Source organism: Vibrio sp. 10N.286.49.E11 (genome assembly GCF_041469505.1).
In the GTDB taxonomy this organism is placed as follows: domain Bacteria; phylum Pseudomonadota; class Gammaproteobacteria; order Enterobacterales; family Vibrionaceae; genus Vibrio; species Vibrio crassostreae_C.
In genome coordinates this window covers 248,836-273,157 of sequence record NZ_JBFRKQ010000027.1, presented here as the reverse complement: position 1 = coordinate 273,157, position 24,322 = coordinate 248,836, and the positions used below count along the sequence as shown (strand labels likewise).

19 protein-coding genes and 1 pseudogene are annotated in these 24,322 nt (G+C 45.2%); 12 read left to right on the top strand and 8 right to left on the bottom strand.

The features are described 5' to 3' along the window. Positions 1-69 precede the first annotated feature (69 nt). Positions 70-417, top strand: coding sequence for a DUF3316 domain-containing protein (locus AB4167_RS05805; protein ID WP_048611671.1), 348 nt, complete (start codon positions 70-72; stop codon positions 415-417). A 175-nt stretch (positions 418-592) separates the two neighbouring features. Here the strand turns inward: AB4167_RS05805 and AB4167_RS05800 are convergent, their stop codons facing one another. After that, positions 593-2,230, bottom strand: coding sequence for a methyl-accepting chemotaxis protein (locus tag AB4167_RS05800; RefSeq protein WP_372136279.1), 1,638 nt, complete (start codon positions 2,228-2,230; stop codon positions 593-595). A gap of 259 nt (positions 2,231-2,489) precedes the next feature. On the opposite strand from AB4167_RS05800, the gene AB4167_RS05795 reads away from it, so the two are divergent. Then, a complete protein-coding gene (locus tag AB4167_RS05795) occupies positions 2,490-2,915 on the top strand; it encodes a DUF3010 family protein (RefSeq protein ID WP_017071370.1) in 426 nt (141 codons plus the stop codon). 103 nt (positions 2,916-3,018) lie between these two features. Here the strand turns inward: AB4167_RS05795 and AB4167_RS05790 are convergent, their stop codons facing one another. Continuing rightward, on the bottom strand, positions 3,019-3,918 hold the full coding sequence (locus AB4167_RS05790) for a DMT family transporter (RefSeq protein WP_102429238.1): 900 nt from the start codon (positions 3,916-3,918) through the stop codon (positions 3,019-3,021). 124 nt (positions 3,919-4,042) lie between these two features. Here AB4167_RS05790 and AB4167_RS05785 point away from each other — a divergent pair, with 124 nt between their 5' ends. After that, complete coding sequence (locus AB4167_RS05785; protein WP_372136278.1) at positions 4,043-5,470, top strand: PLP-dependent aminotransferase family protein; 1,428 nt, start codon at positions 4,043-4,045, stop codon at positions 5,468-5,470. A 114-nt stretch (positions 5,471-5,584) separates the two neighbouring features. Here AB4167_RS05785 and AB4167_RS05780 read toward each other — a convergent pair whose 3' ends face one another. Together AB4167_RS05780 and AB4167_RS05775 are read right to left on the bottom strand one after the other, a co-directional pair. Beyond that, the gene (locus AB4167_RS05780; RefSeq protein WP_017069794.1) at positions 5,585-6,133 is read right to left on the bottom strand and encodes a carboxymuconolactone decarboxylase family protein; all 549 of its coding nucleotides are present in this window, start codon (positions 6,131-6,133) and stop codon (positions 5,585-5,587) included. Between the two features lie 237 nt (positions 6,134-6,370). Then, positions 6,371-6,769 (bottom strand): annotated as a pseudogene (locus tag AB4167_RS05775) (GNAT family N-acetyltransferase); the annotation flags it as partial. Between the two features lie 274 nt (positions 6,770-7,043). Between AB4167_RS05775 and AB4167_RS05770 the strand changes: the two are divergent. Beyond that, complete coding sequence (locus AB4167_RS05770; RefSeq protein ID WP_136982582.1) at positions 7,044-8,207, top strand: amino acid permease; 1,164 nt, start codon at positions 7,044-7,046, stop codon at positions 8,205-8,207. Positions 8,208-8,328: 121 nt separating this feature from the next. Here AB4167_RS05770 and AB4167_RS05765 read toward each other — a convergent pair whose 3' ends face one another. Further along, positions 8,329-10,308 (bottom strand): methyl-accepting chemotaxis protein, encoded by a 1,980-nt coding sequence (locus AB4167_RS05765; protein ID WP_136982577.1) that lies wholly within the window; start codon positions 10,306-10,308, stop codon positions 8,329-8,331. Between the two features lie 495 nt (positions 10,309-10,803). Between AB4167_RS05765 and AB4167_RS05760 the strand changes: the two genes are divergently transcribed. Next, entirely contained in the window at positions 10,804-10,977 is a 174-nt protein-coding gene (locus AB4167_RS05760; protein ID WP_017061661.1) for a hypothetical protein, read from the top strand. A 139-nt stretch (positions 10,978-11,116) separates the two neighbouring features. Continuing rightward, entirely contained in the window at positions 11,117-11,701 is a 585-nt protein-coding gene (locus tag AB4167_RS05755) for a TetR/AcrR family transcriptional regulator (protein WP_017064940.1), read from the top strand. Positions 11,702-11,826: 125 nt separating this feature from the next. Here the strand turns inward: AB4167_RS05755 and AB4167_RS05750 are convergent, their stop codons facing one another. After that, complete coding sequence (locus AB4167_RS05750) at positions 11,827-13,692, bottom strand: fructose-specific PTS transporter subunit EIIC (RefSeq protein ID WP_017070484.1); 1,866 nt, start codon at positions 13,690-13,692, stop codon at positions 11,827-11,829. A 338-nt stretch (positions 13,693-14,030) separates the two neighbouring features. On the opposite strand from AB4167_RS05750, the gene AB4167_RS05745 reads away from it, so the two are divergent. Next, positions 14,031-14,333 carry a PTS fructose transporter subunit IIB gene (locus AB4167_RS05745; protein WP_372136277.1) on the top strand — a complete coding sequence of 101 codons (303 nt, stop codon included), beginning with the start codon at positions 14,031-14,033 and terminating at the stop codon, positions 14,331-14,333. Positions 14,334-14,340: 7 nt separating this feature from the next. Next, the gene (locus AB4167_RS05740; protein WP_372136276.1) at positions 14,341-15,114 is read left to right on the top strand and encodes a PTS sugar transporter subunit IIA; all 774 of its coding nucleotides are present in this window, start codon (positions 14,341-14,343) and stop codon (positions 15,112-15,114) included. 155 nt (positions 15,115-15,269) lie between these two features. Here AB4167_RS05740 and AB4167_RS05735 read toward each other — a convergent pair whose 3' ends face one another. Continuing rightward, positions 15,270-17,048: a sodium:solute symporter family transporter gene (locus AB4167_RS05735; protein WP_029236500.1), complete on the bottom strand. Its 1,779-nt coding sequence runs from the start codon at positions 17,046-17,048 to the stop codon at positions 15,270-15,272. Positions 17,049-17,612: 564 nt separating this feature from the next. Further along, positions 17,613-18,452: a helix-turn-helix transcriptional regulator gene (locus AB4167_RS05730; protein ID WP_017061655.1), complete on the bottom strand. Its 840-nt coding sequence runs from the start codon at positions 18,450-18,452 to the stop codon at positions 17,613-17,615. Between the two features lie 379 nt (positions 18,453-18,831). Here AB4167_RS05730 and AB4167_RS05725 point away from each other — a divergent pair, with 379 nt between their 5' ends. The 4 genes from AB4167_RS05725 to AB4167_RS05710 all read left to right on the top strand — a co-directional run bounded on the left by AB4167_RS05725 (position 18,832) and on the right by AB4167_RS05710 (position 24,213). Beyond that, a complete protein-coding gene (locus AB4167_RS05725) occupies positions 18,832-20,736 on the top strand; it encodes a fructose-specific PTS transporter subunit EIIC (RefSeq protein WP_372103450.1) in 1,905 nt (634 codons plus the stop codon). Positions 20,737-20,830: 94 nt separating this feature from the next. Next, on the top strand, positions 20,831-22,048 hold the full coding sequence (gene manA / locus AB4167_RS05720) for a mannose-6-phosphate isomerase, class I (protein WP_016785547.1): 1,218 nt from the start codon (positions 20,831-20,833) through the stop codon (positions 22,046-22,048). 283 nt (positions 22,049-22,331) lie between these two features. Then, the gene (locus AB4167_RS05715) at positions 22,332-22,772 is read left to right on the top strand and encodes a PTS sugar transporter subunit IIA (protein ID WP_372136275.1); all 441 of its coding nucleotides are present in this window, start codon (positions 22,332-22,334) and stop codon (positions 22,770-22,772) included. 13 nt (positions 22,773-22,785) lie between these two features. Beyond that, positions 22,786-24,213: a fructose-specific PTS transporter subunit EIIC gene (locus tag AB4167_RS05710; protein WP_372136274.1), complete on the top strand. Its 1,428-nt coding sequence runs from the start codon at positions 22,786-22,788 to the stop codon at positions 24,211-24,213. The last annotated feature ends 109 nt before the right edge of the window (positions 24,214-24,322 follow it).

Here is a 24,322-nt window from a genome sequence, read left to right as displayed (position 1 = left end):
ATTAATCTCATCCCCTATTGCTAGGGTGAGAATCTCTAAATCACCAGTACAACAAGGTAAGGTATCCCTATGAAGAAATTAATCATACTTGCATCAACTCTTGTACTCAGCACAACAGCGTTCGCAGCAACCAAAACAACGATTCAAGAAACAACGTTAAAATCTGACACATATGCTAGTGAAGCCGAAGCATACGATGCAGGCACCAACCTTATGGATGAGTTAAGCGAAAAAACACCTTTTGAGCTTTCAAGAGAACTGCCACAGTTCCAACAGACAACCAAATACGATTCGTTCAAGATTGATGATGCGAATATGGAAGTGAAAAAAATCACTAACATGAACGGCGACATCCATTACCAAGCGAACGTAAAAGTTGACTACCGTTACACATACAAAGACGGACGTAGCAGCTAACACTGAATGATTGATTTGGTCTAAAAACGGATCACCTAGTCAAAAGACTGATCACCTAGTCAAAAAGAAAGCCCGCACTCATAGAATGCGGGCTTTCTTGTCGTTCAACGCTAATTAATGGAATTCAAAATGAGCAACTATTATCAGCTCATATTCGTCTGTCTAATTTTGAAAATTACACTTCAAACTGAGACACAAGGCTATCAAGCGCTTCACACTGTTCGGCCAATGCCATACATGCATTTTCTGCGCTGCTCGCCATTTCGACCATTTGCATGGTGCTTTCAGCAATGCGTTGAACATTCTTATTCACTTCTTCAGACACTTGAGACTGTTGCGAAGCCGCCGTAGCGATTTGTGTGTTCATGTCATTCATCTTGCCGATTGAGTTGCGAATCTCACTCAATGAAGACGCCGCCGTTCCTGCCTGAACTATGGTTTTCTCGCCACTCACTTTGCTTTCAGTCATCACGCCAACCGCGTGTTTCGCGCCAACTTCTAAGCGTTCAATCATTGATTGGATTTCGCCTGTACTGTCTTGAGTTTTGCTCGCAAGCGCACGAACTTCATCAGCCACAACCGCAAAGCCACGACCTTGTTCACCCGCTCGTGCCGCTTCAATTGCCGCATTCAAAGCAAGTAGGTTGGTTTGTTCTGCAATACCTTTGATCACGCCAAGGATTGAGGCGATGTTCTTCACGTCTGTGTCCAGTTCTTGAACCACACCACCCGCGTTCTCGATATCTTGCGCAAGGCGTTCAATCGAAGTAACAGTTAAGCCAAGCGTAGTATCAGCCGATTCCACTTCATGGTTTGCAACGTTACTTGCGGTTGCTGCGTCTAATGCATTACCACTCACCACTTCACTGGTTGCTTGCATCTCATGAACCGCCGCCGCGACTACTTCACTTTCACGCTGTTGGTTCGATGAAAATTCAGCAACACTTTGCGTTAACGATTTAATGTTTTCCATCTCAGCGCGTACCGCATTCGATGTGAAGATCACTTGTTCGACAGTAACATGGATCTTGCCAACAAACTGGTTGAAAGCGGAACTCAAACGAGCAATCTCATCATTACCTTCGACCTTCATACGTTGAGATAAGTTACCGTCGCCTGATGCGATCTCATTCATCGCTTTTTCTACGTTCTGGATTGGCTGAACAATAAAGCGATTCGATAACCACATCGCGAAAAGTGCAGCGAAAACAGCAACCGCCATACCCACTTCTATGATCAACTTACTTGATTCAATAGAGTCATCGGCTTGTTGACGAAGCTCTTTCTGCTTCAGTTCGATCAGAGTTCGAATATCGCGTAGTTGAGTACGAATGATCGCAAACTCAGCATCGAGCGCTGACGAGTAATCAATATTGTATTGGTCTGCGTTTGCTGGATCAGCGAACATTGGCTCGTGCAGTGCCACCCACTTGCTCATCGCGTTAACGAGCTTTGATAACTCGCCACGTGAAGATGGATCCAACACACCCGCTTGATACAAGGTTTCGACACTTTGAAAACGAGGAACCGCTTTGTAAGCGTTGTCTTTAAATTCAAACTTTTGGTACTCGATCGCCGCTTGGTCTTTAGCAAGCAACAGACCTTGTGCCGAAGCGATAATTTGGTAGATATCTCGGTAGCCATCTTCTAGGTTGTCTAGCACTGGCTGAACCACATTATTGAGCTCGTTATTAATCGCAGCTTGAGCATTTGATCTGATAACGTTGAGCACAGTAACGGTAGAAAAAACAATCACAATCACCAACAGCGGGATCGCGATTTTACTCTTAATCGAAAGATTATTGATATTCATTGGGATTAATAACCACACTTCAAATAGGGATGCGCGCGCAATATACAGCACACATATGAAATCCCGCTAAGCTTTTGTGAGCTTCATCTCATAGCAAACGATACCGTAAATTCGTGTGATGTTTTTTCAATCAAAGGTTCACTTTCGGCGACTAAAATACACTCTGATTTAGACTTATTTGCTGCTGATACGCGCAAATACTGGAGAAGTGTTAGAAATAACACCATAATGTAGGGCTCTAAAATAAGTAGGTAAGAACATGAAAATTTGTGGTGTTGAAATCAAAGGTAACGATGCAGTCATCTGTCTTCTTTCTCTGTCAGACGGCGTATTTAACATTCCTGATTGCCGAGTTTCTAAGGTTGCGATTAGCGACGCAAACGACACACAGAATATGAAAGACTTTCAATTCTCTTTTGCAAAGTTAATGGAAGATTACCAAGTAGAAAAAGTTGTAATTCGCCAACGTCAGACTAAAGGCAAATTTGCTGGCGGTGGCTTCGGCTTCAAACTAGAAGCAGCAATTCAGTTGATCGACGGCCTAGACGTAACCGTTGTATCACCTGCTGACATCAAGGAGAGCCTTAAGCGCAACCCTCTTATGATGAAGTTCAAAGAAACTGGCCTTAAGCAATACCAAGAAGCACCGTTTACAACGGCTTACGCTTGCTTGATGAAACGCTAATCAAAAGTCGCTAGCCAATATTTTATATAGAAAGAGCCTGAATATTCAGGCTCTTTTTTGTTTCTAGTCATCGATTTTTAGTAGGATGAGTTTGGTATACAAACTACCGCTCTAACACTGTTCGCCTACGAGCCTTAATTAACTCAGGCTTTTTCACCACCAAATAAACCGCCGCAGCAGACAAGGCAAAGCCCATCGCGCCATACATGTCGAACGACTCACCGAAAATAAGCCACGCTTGGATTGCTGTCGTCGGTGGCACCAAGTAAAAGACCGAAGCCACACTTGAAGATGCACCGTGCTCTACCATGTAAAGCAACAATAGGATGGCAACACAAGACAGAACGACCACCAGCCAAATTAGAGTCAACGTGAATTCTATCGTCCAGTTTACTTGCATAGTTTCGTAACGCATTGCGAACGGCAGAAACAACGCGGCAGAAGCCAAATATTGCACCATCGCACCGCCGACCATATCTGTCCCCTGACAGAAGCGCTTCTGATACAAAGTGCCGCAGGTAATACCCACCAAAGAAACCAAGCACAATAACGTTGCCAAGCCTTTTTGGTCGTCTGACTGCCATTCAATATTGCCCATCAACACCAAACTAATACCCGCAAAACCAAGCGCTAACCCCAACCACTGTGCAAAATTAAAACGCTGCGAAGTACAGCTGATCATAATCAATGCGGTAAGAATCGGTTGTAAGCCAACAAGTAGAGAACTCAACCCGGCGGGCATACCTATATCAATCGCCAGATAGGTGCCACCAAGATAGAAACCATGAATCAAGATGCCAACCACACTTGCGTGGAAGAATGCTCGACCACGAGGAATACGACGCTTAAGGATTGCAATCAAAACCAAGAACAGCGCCACGTTGGCTACCATCCTCAATGAAAGTAATGTTGCGGGTTCGGCATATTCAACACCAAGACGTGCGCCGACAAAACCTGACGACCACAATATTACAAACACAAACGGAATCATTTTAATCAGCATTACAAACCTCTGGTCAACTCTTCATCAATGCTGTTACCTTAGTTGGGTACAGATAACTAATAAAGATACAGATATAACACTTTAAATGGTTACAGATTGAGAGTGTGCAACGAGGGAGAAACACGTGGAAGCAGAACTCAGCGGCAATAAATACCTTGCTACCGAACAACATATTAAGGCTCAGATCGATAAAGGACTCTTTCATCCAGACGATCGTCTTCCCTCAATCCGTCAACTAAGCGAACAGCTTGGCGTGAGCAAGAACACCGTGATTCGCGCCTACCAAGAACTGGAAGCGACAGGCTGGGTATATTCAGTACCTAAATCTGGCTATCGCGTAAAAGCACCGAACACCACCAGCTGGGATGCATCAAGCCAACCTCAAAAAGTCGATCTGTTGTCTGTCACCAAATCGGTACTCTCTCGTCCAAAAGGTCGCCTGAAGTTGCTGGCAGGCTCAGCACACCCGAACATCAATAACCCTGCGATTCGTAGCTTGTACGCCGAAATCGGTCGGCATAGCCGTTTGCAAACTCAGCTTCCCGGTTATTACCAACTGCCTCCTGGAGATGAGCAGTTAGTAAAGCAATTGTTAAAGATCACCCATGATCTTGGTGTGCCTGCGGGATCGAAAGAGATTGCGATTACTCATGGTGCTCAACAGGCGATCAGCCTGGCTCTGCGTGCGCTCACCAAGCCCGGCGACATAGTGGCCGTCGAGTCACCATGTTACTTCGGTAATCTACTTTTACTTGAGTCGCTTAGCTTGCAAGCCCTTGAGATTCCAAGCAGTGTTAGCCACGGTATTGATATTCCATCACTACAGAGCGCGTTAGACAAATGGGAAGTGAAAACCTTACTGCTAACGCCAAACTTTACCAATCCGACAGGCTCTAGAATGCCTCTTGCTAATCGAAAAGCCTTGTTGGAGATAACCGGATCTTTGCCTATTATCGAAGATGATGTTTTCGGCAGCTTAGCGTTTGACGCACCAATTGCCAGCCTCAAAGAGCTTGATGATCAAGATAGAGTTATCTACGTCAACTCATTGTCTAAAACCTTAGACTCACGCTTGCGAGTCGGCTGGCTACTATCCGGTCGTTACCAGCCTTTGATCGAAAAGTACCTCTTGTGCGACAACATGGGGAGTTCCAACCTAATGCAATCGGCAGTGGGGCAGTTCCTCACCACAGGCAAATACCGCAGTCACCTTTCGAAAATGAAACGGCTTTACCAAACCAATCAAAAGCAATTCCAAAGCCTTTTAATTCAAGCATTGGATAGTCACCCTCACCTTGTCGAGCGCTACCACTTATCAAGACCTGAAGGCTCTTTTTTAAACTGGATAACACTGCCTGAGTCAGTCGATAGCTACGCGGTCTATCAAGACTGTTTAAAGCATAAGTTGGGGATTTTACCCGGCACAGTGTTTGGGACGAATGACCAATATAAACATTGCCTTCGCTTCACTGTCGCCAATATTGAAGAGAGCAAAGAGTGGAAAGAAGGGGTAGTGACACTAGCGAAGATAATCGCTAAGCACGTGCGTTAGGTTACCTTTCTAATTACCATTTAGACCAAAACAACAAAGCCCCATTCAACTGAGTGGGGCTTTCATCATTATCATATCTTGAGTTGCTTAAATACGATGGTTAGTTAAATACGATTACCCTTGCCAAGCGAACTGTTCAAAAACTTTGTCGACTGGCGTTTTAGCAACGTGGTTTACGTAATTACTGATCACTTTCTGAGACAGGCCAAGAATCACTTCTAGCACTTGTTGCTGACCGTAGCCCGCTTCGAAAAATGCTGCCATTTCACTTTCAGGCACATTGCCGCGGTTACGTACCATGCTCAGCGTAAAATCATGCAGGGCTTGCAGCTTTTCAGTGGGTAAATCTGTGCGATTACGCAGTGCTTCGGTGATTGCAGGATCAACCTTCATTGAATGTGCAATGCCAGTGTGTGCAGGAACGCAGTAGTGGCATTCGTGTTCAACGTTGATGGTTTGCCAAACAACCGTTAGCTCTTCAGCATCGAAAGATGAGTCACTAAACGCCTGATGAAGCTGAGTGTAAGCCTTAAGTGTGTTTGGAGATTCAGCCAACACACCAAACAAGCCCGGCACTCTGCCCATCTGCTTTTTAGCGCCCTCAAGAATAGGTTGGCTTTGCTCTGGCGCGGATTCTACTGAGTGAATTTTGAAGTTGCTCATTGCTCTATCCCTATCAATTTTCGGTTCTAAAGTTATTCAATCACGGAGCAATTAATGAATGTTCTCCGTTGGTGTAAAAACAATATAGATCAAACAAGAACGATCGTTCAAGTGTTATTTTGAACAGTTGTTCAATTTATACATTGAAGCCAGAAGAATGTCTTCGTTCATAACAAGAAAGCCCAACAGGCAAACACCTGATGGGCTTTCTCTTTTTCTCAATTTTTTTGCAAGCGGCTACCAATATTCTGCGTGGGCCAAGCCTTTAACACAGCTCGACTTGCCACTTGTTACTTTAATTTCACCACCAGTCAACGATTGAGCCAACCAACCGTGAGAGAAACTCAATTCAAAGGGCGCAGGGACTTGCTCAACGGTAATTTGCTCAAAGCCCACTTTTGAATAGTAGTTAGGATCACCGTACGTCACTGCAAGCTCAATACCCTGCTCTTTTAGGAGCTGCAAACCGGAGTTAATCAGGCGCTGACCAATACCACGCTTTTGCACCTGAGTGCTCACCGCGACTGGCGAAAGCAAATATGCCTTGGTTTCATCGTCAAATGAAAGCGACGTAAAGATAATCGAGCCTACAATCGTACTATCCGCATCCGACTCACTAGAATCGTCTTCAATTAGCTCATAAACATACTTCTTTTTAACTGAATTTTGCCAATTTCTAAATCATTCAATAATGGACGAACGTTAACTAAACGATAAATAAACTCACCGAGTGAATACTTAAATCAACCACACATATACACCAGAAATTCCTGCTTAAATTTTTTAGAAAAATTCAAAATTTATTAGAAATTAACCCCTAACTTTACTGAGTATTTTGTTAGTCTTGGAAACAATTATTTACAATCCAAACAAAATTTAATTGGATCGCTTGAGGTTGTTTTTCTTGAATATGAAATTATTCGGCAGTTCTTTGATTCTGTCAGGAACTGCATTAGGGGCTGGCATGCTCGCTATTCCCATGGTGTTGGCCCAATTTGGCTTCATGATCAGCTCAGTGCTGATGCTACTTATCTTTATCGGCACCACATACTCTGCACTCCTCCTGGCAGAAGCATGCACTAAAACTAAAGACAACAGTGGCATGAGCAGTGTTGCTTACCTCACTCTGGGCAGCAAAGGTAAACACTTTATCAATGCACTCTTTTACCTGTTGCTAGTATGCATGTTGATCGCTTATATCTTGGGTGTCGGTGACATCATTCATAAGCTACTGCTCGACGTTGGTGTCGATGTATCAGCATCCGTTGCGTATACCATTTTCAGCCTATTGATGGGTGCTATCGTCGTCTCGGGCAAGTCTTATATCGACAAACTGAATCGCGGGCTATTCATCTTGATGGTCGTGATGCTGTTTATCGTTATCGCGTCATTATTTAGCAACATTCGCCTTGATTACCTAACTCAAACCAGCCAATACACGGCCAACGACGTGGTGCAATACAGCGCGGTTATCTTTACCAGCTTTGCCTCTATGGTGGTGATCCCATCACTGGTGATCTACAACCGTGAAGCGACTCAAAAGCAGATCCGCAATATGATTCTGCTTGGCTCAGTGATTCCATTAATTTGCTACCTGACTTGGTTATTCGCGATTATCGGCAACCTCGGCACAGACGCGATCAGCCAGTTCCACAATATCTCTGAGTTGATCTCTGCGTTCAGCGGCCAATCTGCTTGGTTGAAAGTGGTGATCGCTCTGTTCTCTGCTCTGGCCTTGGTGACTTCTTTCCTCGGCGTGTCGATGGCGCTTTACGACCAAAACAAAGATGCGGTGACCAACAACAAAGCGTTGGCTTATGCGCTAACCTTCATCTTACCTTTGGTATTAGCTGAGCTGTTCGCTAGCCAGTTTGTAAGCATGCTGGACTATGCAGGTATGGTGCTGGTGTTCCTAGCTATCTGGGGCCCACTCACAATGGTAGTTAAGGTTCGCAGACCTGACTTCCCTCACCTACAAACCGAAGGCAGCTACACAGCAGCCGGTGGCGACACGGCATTAATGGCGACATTTGGTTTTGGTGCGTTGATTTTCGTGTCTTGGTTTATGGGGTAGATCCCCATTGAATGGCCTATCTGTTGCCATTTAGAAGACAGCAGATACAAATAGCCCGTTAGTCCTGCTATTAAAAGTAGAGACTAACGGGCATTTTACTTCTTATTGGAGTGCTTGCTAGTTAGCTCTTAAACGTACTCGCAATATCTTTCAATGAAGCTGCTAACTGAGCTTGTTCTTTGGCTGTTGCAGCTATTTGCGTTGCACCTGTCGTAGATTCTGTCGACTTCTGCTCTACTGCCATGACGTTTTGAGCAATATCTTGAGTCACTACCGCTTGCTCTTCGGTAGCGGTTGCGATCTGCTCAGTCATGCTAAAGATCTCGCTCACCGATGCTGAGATACCTTGTAAGGTGTGTTCCACCTCTTTTGAATCCTCAACCGCTTTAGACGACATCTTCTGACTGTTATCAATTACATTAAACGCGGTTTGCACATCAGACTGTAACGAGCTGATGAAACCTTCAATTTCAGCTGTCGACTGCTGAGTACGCTGTGCTAACGTGCGAACTTCATCAGCCACTACCGCAAATCCACGACCTTGCTCACCCGCTCTTGCCGCTTCAATTGCCGCGTTCAATGCTAACAAGTTAGTCTGTTCAGCGACGGACTTAATCACATCAATCACACTGTTGATGTTATTACTGCTCTCGTTTAAGTGCGTGATCTTTTCCGCTAGATCATTAATTTCAGATGCCAGTTTTTCGATAGAGTGGTAAGAGTTTTGAACCGTACTCAAACCTTCTTGAGACTGCTCATCGACCAGTTTAGCGGAACTTGCTGTCTGCTGAGTTTTAGCCGCCACCTCATTTACCGTTGCTGATAACTCTTCTGTCGCCGTCGCAACCAAGCCAATTTGGTCTTGTTGTTGCACTAGCGTGTTCGAATTGTAGTGACAGGTTTGTGAGGTTTCTTCAGCGGCTGAAGCTAAGGTCAGACTCGACTGAGACAGGTTGTCGATAACGTTTGAAAACTTCTCTAGCGTTTCGTTGAGTGCCGAAGAGATCTGTCCAAGCTCGCTGTTGCCAACGAACTTAGCGCGAACTGTTAAGTCGTTGTCATTACGAACCTTAGACAACATCACTGTAAGATCTTTTACTCTCATCGTCAGGTCGCTGATCGCCTTATAGCTCACGAAGGTCGCGAACAAGGTTATCAAAGCAAACAGACCAATACTCATCATCATCGCAGACTGCGCCTCTGACATTTTTTTCTCTGTCAGTGCGATAAGCGACTCTGCTAGGCGGTTTTCTGTTTTCTTTAGCTGAACAATACGAGCGGTAGATTGCGAGAACCAGTACACAGGATCAACATCAAAACCGCTCATCTTAGATTCAGCCAAACCACGAAGCTTTTCTACTTCTGCCACCGAACGATCATTCAATTGCTGTTCAAAGAAACGAGCGTTAGCTGGGTTACTCAATACCTCAAAGTTTGAGAAATAGGTATTTTGCTCAGTCACCAAAGAGATGAATTTAACCAACATGCCTGGGCCAAATTCATTTTTAGAGAAGGTATTATTTAGGACAGCACGCTCGATACCCGCTCGCTCTTTACCTTGTAAAAAGTTGTAGTAAGCGATGGTTTCAGTGGTGATGGCAGCATCAGAGCTAAGCTCAGCAATTAACGCCGATACGCTCAGCAGCTTTGCATTAAGTTGGGTGTAATAACCCAAAGCCTCAGACAGCGGAATCGATTGAGAATCGACCCGATTACGAATAGAAGTAATTTGATTTAGGCTTTGGCTTATTTCAGTGTTCAGCCGAGTGATCTGCGGTAAATCGATTTCAGCAGATTGCCAGTATTCGGTTTTCAGATTACGTCTATTATCTGCACTGGCTCTTTGTGCACGTAGTTCACTGACAAACTTAGTGCCCTGTGAGCCGATAAACCCAGCCGTCATTCCACGCTCTTTTTGTAACTCATGCACAAGTTCACTGTACACAACCGACAAACGGGTAAGTTGGTTTAATGAAGACAATTCACTGGTGGTTTCTACGCCTTTTGAAATCGCAGAAACGCTAAGCCATAGAAATCCCAAGATCGGTAAAATAAGCAAAGCGATGATTTTTTGCTTAAAAGACATATCGGTTAATTTCATTATCATTTCCCTAGCAGCTAACAAATCTTTTCAGTCATCTAACTCGCACACCCTTAATAAGATGCGCCTCAATTGTGACTGTATAATTATTCAACTTGATCAATGTGCGTCAATTACCGTGCTACACAGATCGCGATGCGATGAAGGTAACATTTAACCTTACAAAATTCATTGATTTACCGATAAAACTGTTAGCTAAGCGACCTAACGATACCCAAAACACATGCGACAACATTTTATTGACGTAAGCGACTGAAATATGACACATTTTAACTACCCAAAAGGGGTAGGCCTGCACCAATTATGTGCTCAGAGAAAACGATATATTCAGAACTAACTATAGATTCAACGCTCACCAGCGATTGATTCACAACTAATCAACTCCCTATTCTGCGCTGATTAACTGTCTATTCCTCGTTAACTAAATATGTATAATGCCGAATTATCAAAGTAGAGATTCGCAATAAATATGCGACAACAACTGAGAGATATTGTATGGATTGTCCCGCTTGCGAAGAACATATCGGTTGGGAATGGGTAGAAGAAGCGGCTATTGAACCCAATGAGGAATTCGATTGTCCAGAGTGCGAAGCAACATTGATGTACACCATCGATGAAGGCACCTACTACGGCGCTCAGCACAAGACCGTAGAAGTTATTGATGATTAAGATTATTTCCTGATGATCTGGATGTTTGATTAACTCTTTGATGTTCTAAGCCTGCGCAAAGCAGCTAAACACACCTTTACTAGAACGGGCGTTCAGCATAAAATATTGAACATATGTTCAGATTAATGAAGTAGATGTTATGGCTAAGACCGCTAAGTTCGATAGACAAGACGTAGTAGATAAAGCAACGAACCTGTATTGGGAAAAGGGCTTTCATGCGACTTCTATGCGCAACCTGCAAGACGTGATTGATATGCGTCCGGGCAGCATCTACGCGACGTTCGGCAGCAAAGAAGGTTTGTTTAAAGAGACGCTTGCTCGCTATACCGAACTTGGCATCCTGAATCTGAACCGCTTCCGCAGTGAAACAGACTCTCCAATCAAAGCGCTCGAAAGCTTCGTCAAACGTGCTGTGGTCGAATCAAAACAAAGTTCGCCAAATGGCATGTGTATGCTGGCAAAAACGGTAGCAGAACTGACTGATGAACACGCCGAATTATTAGAAGAAGCAAAGAAATCACTCAAAATCATGGAAGGTGAGTTCGCTAAGCTGATCGCAGAATCACAAGAATTGGGTGAGATAAGCAAAGAGCGTGAACCGACTCAGCTTGCTCGTCATGTTCAGGTTCAAATAGCAGGCCTGCGTACCTACGCCAAAACCTGTGACGATATCGATTTACTCAACTCAATGGTTGAAGACGTATTTAAGTACCACCCTTTTTAGCGTTTGACCTGACTGATTGGGCACAATACAAAAAGACTCCACTTTCGCCTTAACAGGTCTGAGCGGAGTCTTTTTAGTTTTGATCTAGTTAACTTTATAGATGATAAACTTTGCGGTTTAAAGAGTTACACCTTTCTCATGATCAACGCCTGAGCATTAAGCATTGCTTCCTTAGTACTGACATCCAAGGTTTTCACGTTCGCAAAGCGTTCAACTTCTTTAATCGCCACATCGTGAGCAAAGATCACCAACCTCGCCATTTCAATGTCTTTCTGGGTAATGCGATTACCTATTCCGTTGGCACCTTGGGTTTCGACTTTAATCCGAACCCCAAGATGATGCGCCGCCTTTTCTAAAGACTTCGCCGCTAAGAAAGTGTGGGCAACACCAGATGGACAAGAAGTGATCGCCAATACATCTGCTTGCCCTTCTTCCGTTACCGAACCACAGGTCAACTGATTAGAATTCACTTCACCTTCGACCACGTTCTTCTTCAGAAGAATCACGATCAGGGCTGTAGTTAGAGCCCCCGCTAGTGTGCCAACGATATAGCCAATCTTGCCATCAACCACTGGCAACACTATCCATCCACCCCATGGTGCATGGTTCACTACATGGAACATAAAGCCAACCACGTTACCGACAATGCCACCAGCAACCACAGCAGGCAGCACTCGCGCAGGGTCGGCGGCAGCAAAAGGAATCGCGCCTTCACTGATGCCAATCATGCCCATGATGCCCGCCGCTTTACCTGCTTCACGTTCGTCTCTTTTGAATTTCTTTGGCGATAAGAAAGTCGCCAATGCCATACCTAGCGGTGGCGTACAAATCGCTATCCCGACACCGCCCATCAACCATGGTTGAGTATTCACCTGAGTTTGGGCAAACAGCGTTGCTACTTTATTGATCGGGCCGCCCATATCAAAGGCCGTCATTGCACCTAAAATACTGCCCAATACCATTTTTCCGGAGCCTGCCATGCCCGTGAGCATTTGGTTCATCTCAAGCATTACTTGAGCTATCGGAGAGCCAATCACCCACATCACCGCACCACAGGTCACGAAGGTGCCGACTAATGGATAGATGAAGATAGAGCTCAGCGAGATCATGCTGTCTGGCAGTTTGATCTTCTTAAGTAGATTCACCACAAAACCAGCGAAGAAACCGACCACAATTGCACCGAGAAAGCCGGTATTGTATTGATTCACCGCAACCCAAGAACCAATCATACCGGGCGCTAAACCCGGTTTGTCGGCCATTGAATACGCGATGTAACCACCGAGCACCGCTGTAAACAGGGTTAACCCCGCGATGCCCATCTGTGCGATATCTGCTAACACACCGCTTTCAGGTACTGCACCATGACCCGACATCATCACCGACAAAGACAACAACACACCGCCCGCAACCACGAATGGGATCATGTGCGAAGTGCCATATAACAGGTGTTCTTTGAGTCTATTGAGAGATTGTGCCCAAGGACTGAGCGGCTCGACATACACTTCATGATGGCTAGAAGCGTAGCTGTCGAAGGAATCTGAATTGGCTTCGAGAAACAGCTCTTGAGCCTCTTCGACCGACTCGACTGCCTTTAATTTTGTAACAAAGCCATCTTCGATCAGTTTGGTCGAGATCTGAGCCAGTACCTCGATATGATGGTCGTCGTTGTTGTCTGGTGAAGCGAGCATAAAGAACACATCGGAGAGTTCACCGCCATCAGCACCATAATCAATGCCCGTTCGGCTAATGCCTACTGCGACAGCAGGTTTAGCTACGGCAGTGCTTTTCGCGTGTGGAATCGCAATGCCATCGTCAAAGCCTGTATTACCGATGGCTTCACGTTTCCAGATATCATCAAGGAATTCACGTTTATTGGAGAGCTTACCGGCACGGTCGAGCAGTTCAACAAGCTCTTCAAATACCGCCTGTTTTGAGTCTGCTTGTAGTTCCAAGCAGATAATCTCGGGCTCGATAATATTGGTGATATCCATATGTTGCTCTGCCTCGCCTGCATTCAGACTGAAGTAATTAGTGTCTGTTAACCTAGGAATAAGGTTAATAAGATGAAAAGATTAACGGTGTGAAGGCACTCAATATATAGGACGAAAGGTGCATTAACTGGATTATTGTAACCAAGAGCTCAGAGTGTGACTTTCACCTTGGAATAAAAAACGGCAATCCATAAAATCCCCAGAACCCATAAACATATCGTCCCTCCTCTATGCGAGCTTTCTATACTGAAGTTCCCATACAAGATAGCTTTTGCAAGGTAGCTTGTGAAAGGTAGCTTATGTAACGTAACAGGGACGAGATTAAGCCGAGAATAATAATGAGAATTGTAGCGGTAACTGCGTGCCCTACAGGCATTGCGCACACCTATATGGCAGCTGATGCTCTAAATAAAACAGCCCCTAAGTTCAACGTTTCAATCAAGGTTGAGACGCAAGGCGCTATGGGTATTGAAAACTTACTGACCGCCCAAGATATTACCCTCGCAGACAAAGTGTTGATCGTCTCTGATATCGACATCGAACAACCAAACCGATTTGACCCAGCTAAAACCTTACTCATTCCCATGGAAGAGGTATTGTTGAGTATCGATAAAGTCTTTATTAAGCATTGTCGAACTTAAACTTTTCATGAACGAATACCAGATCACCTTCTTCGTTAACGATCCTGCCGCGAACTCACATGTCACGCAGCCGCTGACTCGCTTAGCGAAGAAATTCAAAAGCAACATCCGCATTATCAACATCACTCAAAATCGAACCGCTGATCTCTCCAAATCCGTCGCGATGCTGCAAGTAGGTTTACTTCGTGGTGATTTGTGCCAGATAACCGCGGTCGGTATTGATGCGGAGCTTGCCTGTTTCGTTCTCAAAGATGTAATTGCTGAGCATTACGACATGGTTGGTTCGCAAGTGAACCATGAATTCTCTAGCGATTTAATCCAGCGAATGCCACAGATATGCCCGCCTTGTGACATCAAATGGCACCACGCTAAGGCGCAAACCCAACTGACCAAATTTGAGTGCTTAAAAGGGCTCGCTCACCTTGTTTACCCAGAGGATCCAGATGAACTGATTCTGGCATTTATTAAGCGAGAAGAACGCTCTTCAACCTGCGTGTCACCGGGTATCGCACTACCGCATGTAATGTTTGAATCGACCCAAGATCTCTCGATTGCGGTTATCGTTAGTGACGACCCAATTGACTGGGCATCACGTATCGGCGAAGTGCATGTGGCCATTGCTCTTGTTCTGCCAACCAAGCCACAGCGTGAGCACATTGTCGCGGCGACCAACCTAACTCGAAACCTGCTTCACGATCAGGTCAATGAACGTCTGCAAAAGACTCGAAGCAGTGTCGACCTACAAGCCTTGTTGATGTACATCTCGTCACGCCTTATCTAATTCATCTCTTCTGGTCAAACTCAAAGCATCCATTAATCCCCTGTTGTGACACCTATCCAATCGTTATAAGCTCATTTTCTCATACAATAAAAAACGGCTGAGCATTAGAGCTCAGCCGTTTTATGTTTAATTACTTGTTTAACTGGTTAGCTAACTTAAGCTGTTTTTTTCGCTTGTTTCGCATCCTCAACCGAGTCGTCTACAGCTTTCACCAACAGCAAACCAACTACGAATACGATACCGCCACACAGTACGAACATCATTCTTCCCCAGAATGGGTTCGGTAGAGCAAACATCGCCATCACTGCCACACCAGACACTGCGATCAGTGAGCCCAGCATGTGACGTTGTTTGTTGTCCAGTTTCTTCTGTGCTGTTGATTCAGAAACCAATGGTGTCGCAAGGTTGTTGAAGAAGGTATCAACATCTTTCTGACGAGACGCTTCTAGTGGTTTGTAGAACAATGTCGAAAGAACAAAGAAGCCGCCAGTAAACACTAGGTGCGCAATCAGACCTACTGCAACTTTCAAGTCAGACCATTCGCGGCCTGTTAGAGGCTCTAGGTTGAACAAGTTTTGTAGCATTTCAGCGGTAATCACGAAACCAACGATGTAAGACACAATCGCACCGACCACTAGCGTACCCCAACCTGCCCAGTCCGGAGTCTTCTTAAGGAAGAAGCCACAGAATGCTGGAATGGTCATTGGGAAGCCAATAAGTGCACCCACGTACATCATGGTGTCGAACAAGCTCAAGCCTTTTAGCGAATTGATAAACAGCGCGATAAGGATGATAGCTAGACCGAAGAAGGTAGACATCAACTTAGACACAATCATCAGCTCTTTCTCTGTCGCGTTTGGACGAAGAATCGGTTGATAGAAGTTGATTACAAAGATACCAGAGTTACGGTTTAAGCCTGAGTCCATAGAAGACATAGTTGCCGCAAACATCGCTGCGATTAGAAGCCCCACCATACCCGCTGGCATGTATTGCTCTACGAAGTAAAGGTAAGCGAAGTCGCCTGCTTTAGAGCCTGCGTCTGGGTAATGTGCTGCAAGGTCAACGCCTTGTCCTGCAACGAACCAAGGTGGCATGAACCAAATGATTGGACCGATCGTCATCAGAATACATGCCAACAGTGCCGCTTTCTTCGCGTTCTTTGAGTCTTTTGCCGCTAGGTAACGGTAAGAGTTCAACATGTTGTTGGTGATACTGAACTGTTTGAAGAAGATGAAGAATGCCCAAATTCCGAAGATGCTTACGTAGTTCAGATTGTTACCAGAAACGAATGATGCGCCTTCTGCTACAGGGAAATCGTTGATGATTTCAGTAACGCCACCACCTTGTACGATAGCCACTGCAGCACACGTTACGGTTACCGCCATGATAATAACCATCTGCATGAAGTCAGACGCGATAACCGCCCAAGAGCCGCCTGTCACCGACATAACAAGTACAACAAGACCAGTCAGAACGATGGTTGTCGTCATGTCGAAGCCAAAGATGCCCGATGCGATGATCGCCAAACCGTTCAGCCAGATACCTGCAGAAACAATACTGTTCGGCATGCCAGACCAAGTAAATACTTGTTCGTTGAAGCTACCAAAACGCATACGAATCGCGTCAATTGGCGTTACCACACGCAGTTGACGGAATTTCGGAGCGAAGTACAGGTAGTTCATCAGGTAACCAAATGCGTTCGCTAAGAAGATAACCGCGACAGCCATACCATCGGCATACGCTTTACCCGCTGCGCCAGTGAAGGTCCAAGCACTGAACTGTGTCATAAACGCAGTCGCGCCAACCATCCACCAAAGCATGTTACCGCCCCCGCGGAAATAATCACTGGTTGTACTGGTGAACGTTCTAAACATCCAACCTATTGCTATAAGGAAAAGGAAATAAATTCCTACGATCAGAGTATTGAGTTCCATGTATAAGTCTTCTTTATGATGAATATCTGAAGATCATATTATCTATAGAATTTTTAATTTGTAGTATTATAAGTCAAGGTTGTGATGGGGCGTATAAACCTGAATATTTGATTTCGAGACATGAATTACACGTTAGTAAACAAAGAATAAGCCGAAGCGAAGTAAGCATTTAAAATCAATAACTTAAAAACATTTAAATCAGTAAGCCGGACAATAATAACAAGATTTTATCGTCTCGATAAGTGGTTTTTAATTTACTTATCATCCATTAAATGCATCGCGTTAATACATCAACTCTCACACGTTTAATTCAATAAATAGGCAACGAAAAACAATAAGCAACTCGCAAAGCGAAGCCTTAATGTTATTAATTGGGTTTATTTAGTGAAACGGGATAAATAGAGAACGTGCCTAAAGATAGGTTTGGAAATAAGGTATAGAAATAAACAGCAGAGGAAAACACAAAGCAAATTGATCACCACAACACAGAGCTCACTGTGGTGATCTAGTCATACAAATTTCGGTCGTATAAGCTCTGGTCAAAAATGGCAATTTGAAGGGATATTAGATTGAACCACGATATTCAGTCGGGGTTCTTCCGGTGCGGTTTTTGAATACTCGGCAGAAGTAATTCACATCCTTAAAGCCACAACGTACCGACACTTCATTGAGCTTGAAATTGTATTTCTTGAGCATGAACTTGGCGCGGTCGATTCGCACACGTGTAATGTATTCAGCCAGCGTCATGTGGCCTTGTTGACGAAACATTCGCGACAAATGGTTGGATGAAATACTAAAGCGCAAAGCGATGCTGTCTCGCGTGATCTGGCGGTGGAAATTCTCTTGGATATAGATACAGATCCCTTGATACACATCCTGTACGCGGCTGTGAGACTTCTCGACAGGCGCATCCAGCATCGTCTTGCTGTATTGAAGCAACGCTTGCAGCAATAATTCATCCATCGGCTGCTTGTTGCTCTCGCGCGCTAACGAGCTGAGCGCCTCCAAAATATTATCAATCGCAAAGCCAGAGCGAGTCTGAATACTATGCTTTTGGATATCGTAGAAGCTCTCTTCCCCTTTGCGCTTGCTCACCAAGCTTAAACCAAGCTGACGACGCCCAAACAACATACTCAGTACCGAACAATCAGTATCCCAGTTCGGCTTGTTCCAACAGTTAGGCGGGATGAAAATCGCATCCCCTGCTTTCGCAACAACATTGGTGATCTTGCGATCATGACTCTCCATTTCATTAATATACTCACCGTCGAGCACCAGCTCTAAACGCGGAAAGTTCACCTGATAACTGAATGCTGAAGGCGTGTGAAAATCTCCCGCAAACCAGATGTTATGAAACGGTTCTCGCTCGTTTAATACCGACGAGATTAGGTCATGAAATATCATTGTTTCGAACTCTTATAAGCAGCAATAAGGCTACGGGAATAGATATACTCCTTAGTGAAACATAGCGCTATTGAGCAAAATCACAATTTGAGATCTAGGTTACAAAAATCCAGTAGTGGAAATAAATCTCCAGTCTAAGGCCAGATTTAGAACACTGTTATCATGATAGAAAAATCAATCTAAGCCCTTATCAATAAAAGCGTTATAACCTCATAAAAGCTGTCAACACTCCCCCAAACAGGCACTCCTAACCGATCAAAATCACACTCCATTTATAAGGCAACAATCATCCAGTAAATGCATTTTTTCTTCACTACAGAAGGCAAGCCGTAGATTCCAGAATACCCCTAACAAAATAAAAACAGAGTAGGGGTTCATTATGATCACGACATTGATCAACCAAAATTTGATTAAGCTTTCGCTTAGCGCTAATTCAAAAGAAGACGTATTTAAAGAGCTGATCGAGGTGCTGTACGCACAAGGTCGAATTTCAGACAAAGCACAGTTCCTTACCGACATTAAAGCTCGTGAAGAACAAGGTAATACCGGATTTGAAGAAGGTATTGCTCTGCCACACGCGAAAAGCGCTGCGGTCATCAAACCCGCGGTTGTTATCGGTGTCCATCAACAGGGTATCGAGTACGGCGCCGATGACGGCCAGCCATCAAAACTGTTCTTCATGATTGCCTCTCCTGATGGCGGCGATAATCACCACATCGAAGTACTGGCAGAGCTTTCTTCAAAATTGATTGAAGAAGGTTTCATTGAAAACTTCATGAATGCTCAATCTGAACAAGCGGCATTAGAGCTACTGCTTACCAAACCTGAACCTGCTGAGACAGAAACCAATGTTGAGAAGCAAGGCTTCATCATTGGTGTGACAGGCTGCCCAGCTGGCGTCGCACACACATATTTAGCAGCCGAAGCACTAGAAAAAGGCGCGGCGGCTCTTGGCTACGACATCAAGGTCGAAACCAACGGTTCTATTGGCGTTAAGAACAGCCCAACTCGAGAAGAGATCGAACGCGCAGATGCGATTGTGGTGGCTTGTGACAAACAGGTCGACATGGCTCGCTTTGCCGGAAAATGCGTTATCAAAACCAACGTAAAAGCGCCAATCAAAGACGCGCAAGGCTTGATTAAGCAAGCACTCAACGCGCCAAGCTACCAAGCAGAACAAGCACCGACCAACCAATCTGTTGCAGAGAAAGCCTCGCAAGCACGTTCAGACCTTTACCGTTACTTGATGAATGGCGTATCTCACATGATCCCATTCGTGGTGACGGGCGGTCTTTTGATTGCCCTAGCACTAGCCATTGGCGGTGAGCCGAGTGAATCTGGCATGGCAATTCCTGCTGGCAGCATGTGGAACCAAATCCTAGAGGTGGGTGTGGTGGCCTTCACCCTGATGATCCCAATCTTGGCTGGCTACATTGCTTACGCGATTGCTGACCGCCCTGCCCTAACCCCTGGCTTAATTGGCGGCTGGATTGCCAACAACGGTTCTTTCTATGGCGCTGACGCAGGTACTGGCTTCATTGGCGCAATCATCGCGGGTTTATTAGTGGGTTACTTCGTTAAATGGATTACTTCGTTTAACTACCACAAATTCGTTCAACCGCTTGTGCCTATCATGATCGCTCCGATCACTGGCTCTTTGTTCATCGCAGGTTTGTTCATTTTTGTTATTGGCGCACCTATCGCTGGGCTGATGGATGCTCTTACTGCACTGCTAACCAGCATGAGTACAGGCAACGTGGTTCTGCTTGGTATTGTCCTTGGTGGCATGGCCGGCTTTGATATGGGCGGCCCGTTCAACAAGGTGGCGTTCCTATTCTCAGTCGGCATGATTGCCAGCGGTCAAACTCAGTTCATGGGTGCAATGGCGTGTGCAATCCCTGTCGCTCCCCTTGGTATGGCTATCGCAACCAGACTTGGCCGTAAGTTCGACCTATTCGAATCTTCTGAGATTGAAGCAGGTAAAGCAGCAGGCGCGATGGGCTTGGTGGGTATCTCTGAAGGTGCGATTCCATTCGCGGCTCAAGATCCAATGTCAGTTATCCCAGCCAACGTGCTTGGCTCAATGACTGCTGCGGTAATGGCGTTCTCGTTTGGTATCACCAACAGTGTTGCTCACGGTGGTCCAGTGGTCGCTCTACTTGGCGCAATGAACTACCCACTGCTAGCACTGTTGTGCATGGCGTCTGGTGCAGGCGTAACTGCGGTTACTTGTATCGCACTTAAAAATCTACGCAAAGCCAAGCTAGCAACAGCAGCGGCTTAAGCCATTTCAACTCCAATGGCTTGAGCCCACTCTAGTCTCGCATTTCATTAAGCCGAGTAGAGCTCAAGCCATGTTTCCCTTCATGGTGATTTCGATGTCTGATTTTTCTTTAGCGAACGACTCGTTCGTACAACGCTTTTTCTACCCTATGACCAACGTGATTCAAAACTACGCATGGGGTAGCCCGTCTTCGTTTAGCCAACTGTTTGGTATTGATAACCAATCTGGTGAGCCACAAGCGGAGATTTGGATGGGCGCACACCCCAATGGTTGCTCAATGGTGACTGATAACGGGCAACAGACCACATTGTCGAGCTTGATTTCTAAGAACCTAAACTTGTTTCTAAGCGAGAAAGTGGCGAGTCGCTTTGGCGAGTTACCTTATCTTTTCAAGGTATTAGCGGCTGAGAAAGCGCTGTCTGTTCAAGTACATCCAAACAAACAGCAAGCGGAATCTGGCTATGCTCTTGAAGAGCAGCAAGGCATTCCAATGACAGCTGGCAATCGTAACTACAAGGATCCTAATCATAAGCCAGAACTGGTGTATGCCCTAACGGACTACACGGCGATGAATGGCTTTAGGTCGATCAGCGAGATCCTTGAGCACTTCCATTACCTCGATATTCCTGAGCTGCACTCGATGGTTAACGACCTCGCGGGCGATCAAACGCCTAATGGATTAGCGAGCTTCTTCGCGAGTTTATTGTCTTTGCAAGGTGAACAAAAAGGCATGGCGCTGACCATGTTGTTGATGAAGGCGAAACTTTCAGATGCCCCTGTGTTCCAGTTGATTTCAGAGTTGGAACAACAGTATCCGGGGGATGTCGGCCTGTTTGCTCCGCTGCTATTGAACGTTATCACGCTAAAGCCGGGGCAAGCCATGTATCTGGATGCCGAGACGCCCCACGCTTACATCAAAGGCACGGGCTTAGAGATCATGGCGAACTCAGACAATGTATTGCGCGCTGGGTTAACGCCTAAATACATGGACGTGAATGAACTGGTTTCTTGTACTCGATTTAAGGAAAAGCCTGCGGATAGGTTACTGCTCAGCCCGATAGAGCAAGGTGATGTGATGGAATACCAAATTCCAGTCGAGGATTTTAAGTTCTCTATCGTGCAAAACTCACATCAGCGACGGATCACTACCGAAGGTGCCGAGATCCTATTGCCGCTCGACGAATCTATGGTGCTCACTCACCAATGTGGCGAAACCTGCGTGATAGAGAAAGGCCAGTCGGTGTTTATTCCTGCTTACGCAGAGAGCTACAAACTGGACTGCGTTGGCCGAGTAGCGCGCGCTTACAGTTAGCTTTCTAACAACTCACAACACACTCTTCATGCCCTGCTTTTGCGGGGCATTTTTTGTTTCTACAGTTTTTCGGTTTCTACAGATCTTTTCTTCCTACAGAAAGTTATTTCAACACCGAAGTGTTCCATCAAATATGACCCATCTCACACTGGATGAATGATGCAAATCACACTTAATTTTGCTGGATACAAATGTACAGTGAAGGGCTTTTATTTGCTATTTCGCGAATCGAGTTAATCCATTAATTTTAATTCAAGAACTTCAATAGTGAATGAGTTAATAAATGATCACACAGCTAACTAACGTCAACTTAATTAATAACAACCTTCAAGCAAATAATAAAAAAGAACTGTTTGAAGAATTGGCAGGCATGTTATTTGAGAATAACCGAATCAGCAGTAAAGAAGCCTTCTTGGCAGACATCGAAATTCGTGAATCTCAAAGCATCACCTCAATGGACGGCATCGCTTACCCACACTCAAAAAGCAAGGCAGTAACTGAGCCAGCAATTGCTGTTGGTGTAAAGCGAGAAGGCATTGAGTATGGCGATGAAGACGGTATTAACCCAACCGTATTTTTTATGATTGCTTCACCAGACAACGGTGCTGACCATCATATTTATGTACTACAAGAACTATTTGGAAAATTCAGTAATGAATTTATTCAAGATATCCATAACGCAAAAGATGAACATCAAATCCTTAATATTTTAATTAATTCATAAGGCGTAGACAATTATGAGTACCCTAGCAAATCAAGCTACGAATACCAGTAGCAATTCTAATAATAAAAATAGTAGTAGCGACTATAAAAAACTCCTTAGTACCATGAAAGGTCACCTGCTTTTCGGTACATCACACATGCTGCCTTTCATCGTAGCCGGTGGTGTTCTGTTGGCGTTAGCGGTCATGGCATCGGGTAAAGGTGCGGTTCCAGCAGACGGCTTGCTGGCAGACATCTCTAACATCGGTATCAAGGGCCTTGTTCTTTTCCCAATCATTCTTGGCGGCTTTATTGGTTACTCCATTGCAGACAAACCAGCACTAGCGCCAGCGATGATCTCTTCTGGCATTATGGCAGACATGGGAGGCGGCTTCCTTGGCTGTATCGTTGCTGGCTTCATCGCAGGTGGCGTGGTACTTCAACTTAAGAAGATCCCACTTTCTACTAACATGACTGCACTAGGTGCTTACTTCATCTACCCGCTTGTTGGTACGCTAATCTCGGCAGGTATCGTACTGTGGGGCATCGGTGAGCCAATCAAACTGTTCATGGCTTCAATGAACGAGTTCCTAGCGTCAATGGCGGGTGCATCTAAGATGGTTCTGGGCACAATCCTTGGTGGTATGACGGCATTTGATATGGGCGGCCCTATCAACAAAGTAGCGACCCTATTTGCTCAAACTCAAGTAGACACACAACCATGGTTAATGGGCGGCGTAGGCATCGCGATTTGTACACCACCTCTAGGCATGGCATTGGCAACGTTCCTATTCAAAAACAAGTTCTCTAAACAAGAGCAAGAAGCAGGTAAAGCTGCAGCAATCATGGGTTCTATCGGTATCTCTGAAGGCGCTATCCCGTTCGCAGCGAATGACCCAATGCGCGTACTTCCTTCAATCGTTGCCGGTGGTATCGTGGGTTGTGTGTTTGGCTTCATGACAGACGTTCTACTTCACGCACCTTGGGGCGGCTTAATCACTGCACCTGTATCAAGCAACATTCCAATGTACGTAGTAGGTATTGCACTTGGCTCGCTAACCACAGCGGTTATCGTTGGCTTCTGGAAACCAGTCGCAGTAGAAACAGAAGATGACATGGTTGAAGCAGCGCCAGTTCAAGCTCAAACAGCACCTGTAGCAGGCGAAGGCGAGTACGACATCGTAGCAGTAACATGTTGCCCTTCAGGTGTTGCACACACCTTCATGGCAGCGAAAGCACTGGAAAAAGCAGGCTTAGCAGCAGGCCTTAAGATCAAGGTAGAAACTCAAGGTCAAAACGGTATTCAGAACCGCATCACCGACCTAGATGTAGCGAACGCGAAGCTGGTTATCTTGGCTCACGATATTCAAGTGAAAGACGCTCACCGCTTTGCTAACGCGAACGTGATTGAGTGTTCAACCAAGGAAGCAATGAAGAAAGCCGCGACTATGGTGGCTATTTAAAACCTGAAACAAGTTAGAAGATAAAATTACTACCCCCTAGTAACTAAAATCCCCATTCGTTTTGTCAGCGAATGGGGATTTCTTATAGTTAGGCCAACAGCATCCTTCT

Coding starts and splice junctions, on each gene's coding strand:
- AB4167_RS05805 (WP_048611671.1), top strand. CDS start 70: ATGAAGAAATTAATCATACTTGCATCAACTCTTGTACTCAGCACAACA.
- AB4167_RS05800 (WP_372136279.1), bottom strand. CDS start 2,230: ATGAATATCAATAATCTTTCGATTAAGAGTAAAATCGCGATCCCGCTG.
- AB4167_RS05795 (WP_017071370.1), top strand. CDS start 2,490: ATGAAAATTTGTGGTGTTGAAATCAAAGGTAACGATGCAGTCATCTGT.
- AB4167_RS05790 (WP_102429238.1), bottom strand. CDS start 3,918: ATGCTGATTAAAATGATTCCGTTTGTGTTTGTAATATTGTGGTCGTCA.
- AB4167_RS05780 (WP_017069794.1), bottom strand. CDS start 6,133: ATGAGCAACTTCAAAATTCACTCAGTAGAATCCGCGCCAGAGCAAAGC.
- AB4167_RS05770 (WP_136982582.1), top strand. CDS start 7,044: ATGAAATTATTCGGCAGTTCTTTGATTCTGTCAGGAACTGCATTAGGG.
- AB4167_RS05765 (WP_136982577.1), bottom strand. CDS start 10,308: ATGAAATTAACCGATATGTCTTTTAAGCAAAAAATCATCGCTTTGCTT.
- AB4167_RS05760 (WP_017061661.1), top strand. CDS start 10,804: ATGGATTGTCCCGCTTGCGAAGAACATATCGGTTGGGAATGGGTAGAA.
- AB4167_RS05755 (WP_017064940.1), top strand. CDS start 11,117: ATGGCTAAGACCGCTAAGTTCGATAGACAAGACGTAGTAGATAAAGCA.
- AB4167_RS05750 (WP_017070484.1), bottom strand. CDS start 13,692: ATGGATATCACCAATATTATCGAGCCCGAGATTATCTGCTTGGAACTA.
- AB4167_RS05745 (WP_372136277.1), top strand. CDS start 14,031: ATGAGAATTGTAGCGGTAACTGCGTGCCCTACAGGCATTGCGCACACC.
- AB4167_RS05740 (WP_372136276.1), top strand. CDS start 14,341: ATGAACGAATACCAGATCACCTTCTTCGTTAACGATCCTGCCGCGAAC.
- AB4167_RS05735 (WP_029236500.1), bottom strand. CDS start 17,048: ATGGAACTCAATACTCTGATCGTAGGAATTTATTTCCTTTTCCTTATA.
- AB4167_RS05730 (WP_017061655.1), bottom strand. CDS start 18,452: ATGATATTTCATGACCTAATCTCGTCGGTATTAAACGAGCGAGAACCG.
- AB4167_RS05725 (WP_372103450.1), top strand. CDS start 18,832: ATGATCACGACATTGATCAACCAAAATTTGATTAAGCTTTCGCTTAGC.
- manA (WP_016785547.1), top strand. CDS start 20,831: ATGTCTGATTTTTCTTTAGCGAACGACTCGTTCGTACAACGCTTTTTC.
- AB4167_RS05715 (WP_372136275.1), top strand. CDS start 22,332: ATGATCACACAGCTAACTAACGTCAACTTAATTAATAACAACCTTCAA.
- AB4167_RS05710 (WP_372136274.1), top strand. CDS start 22,786: ATGAGTACCCTAGCAAATCAAGCTACGAATACCAGTAGCAATTCTAAT.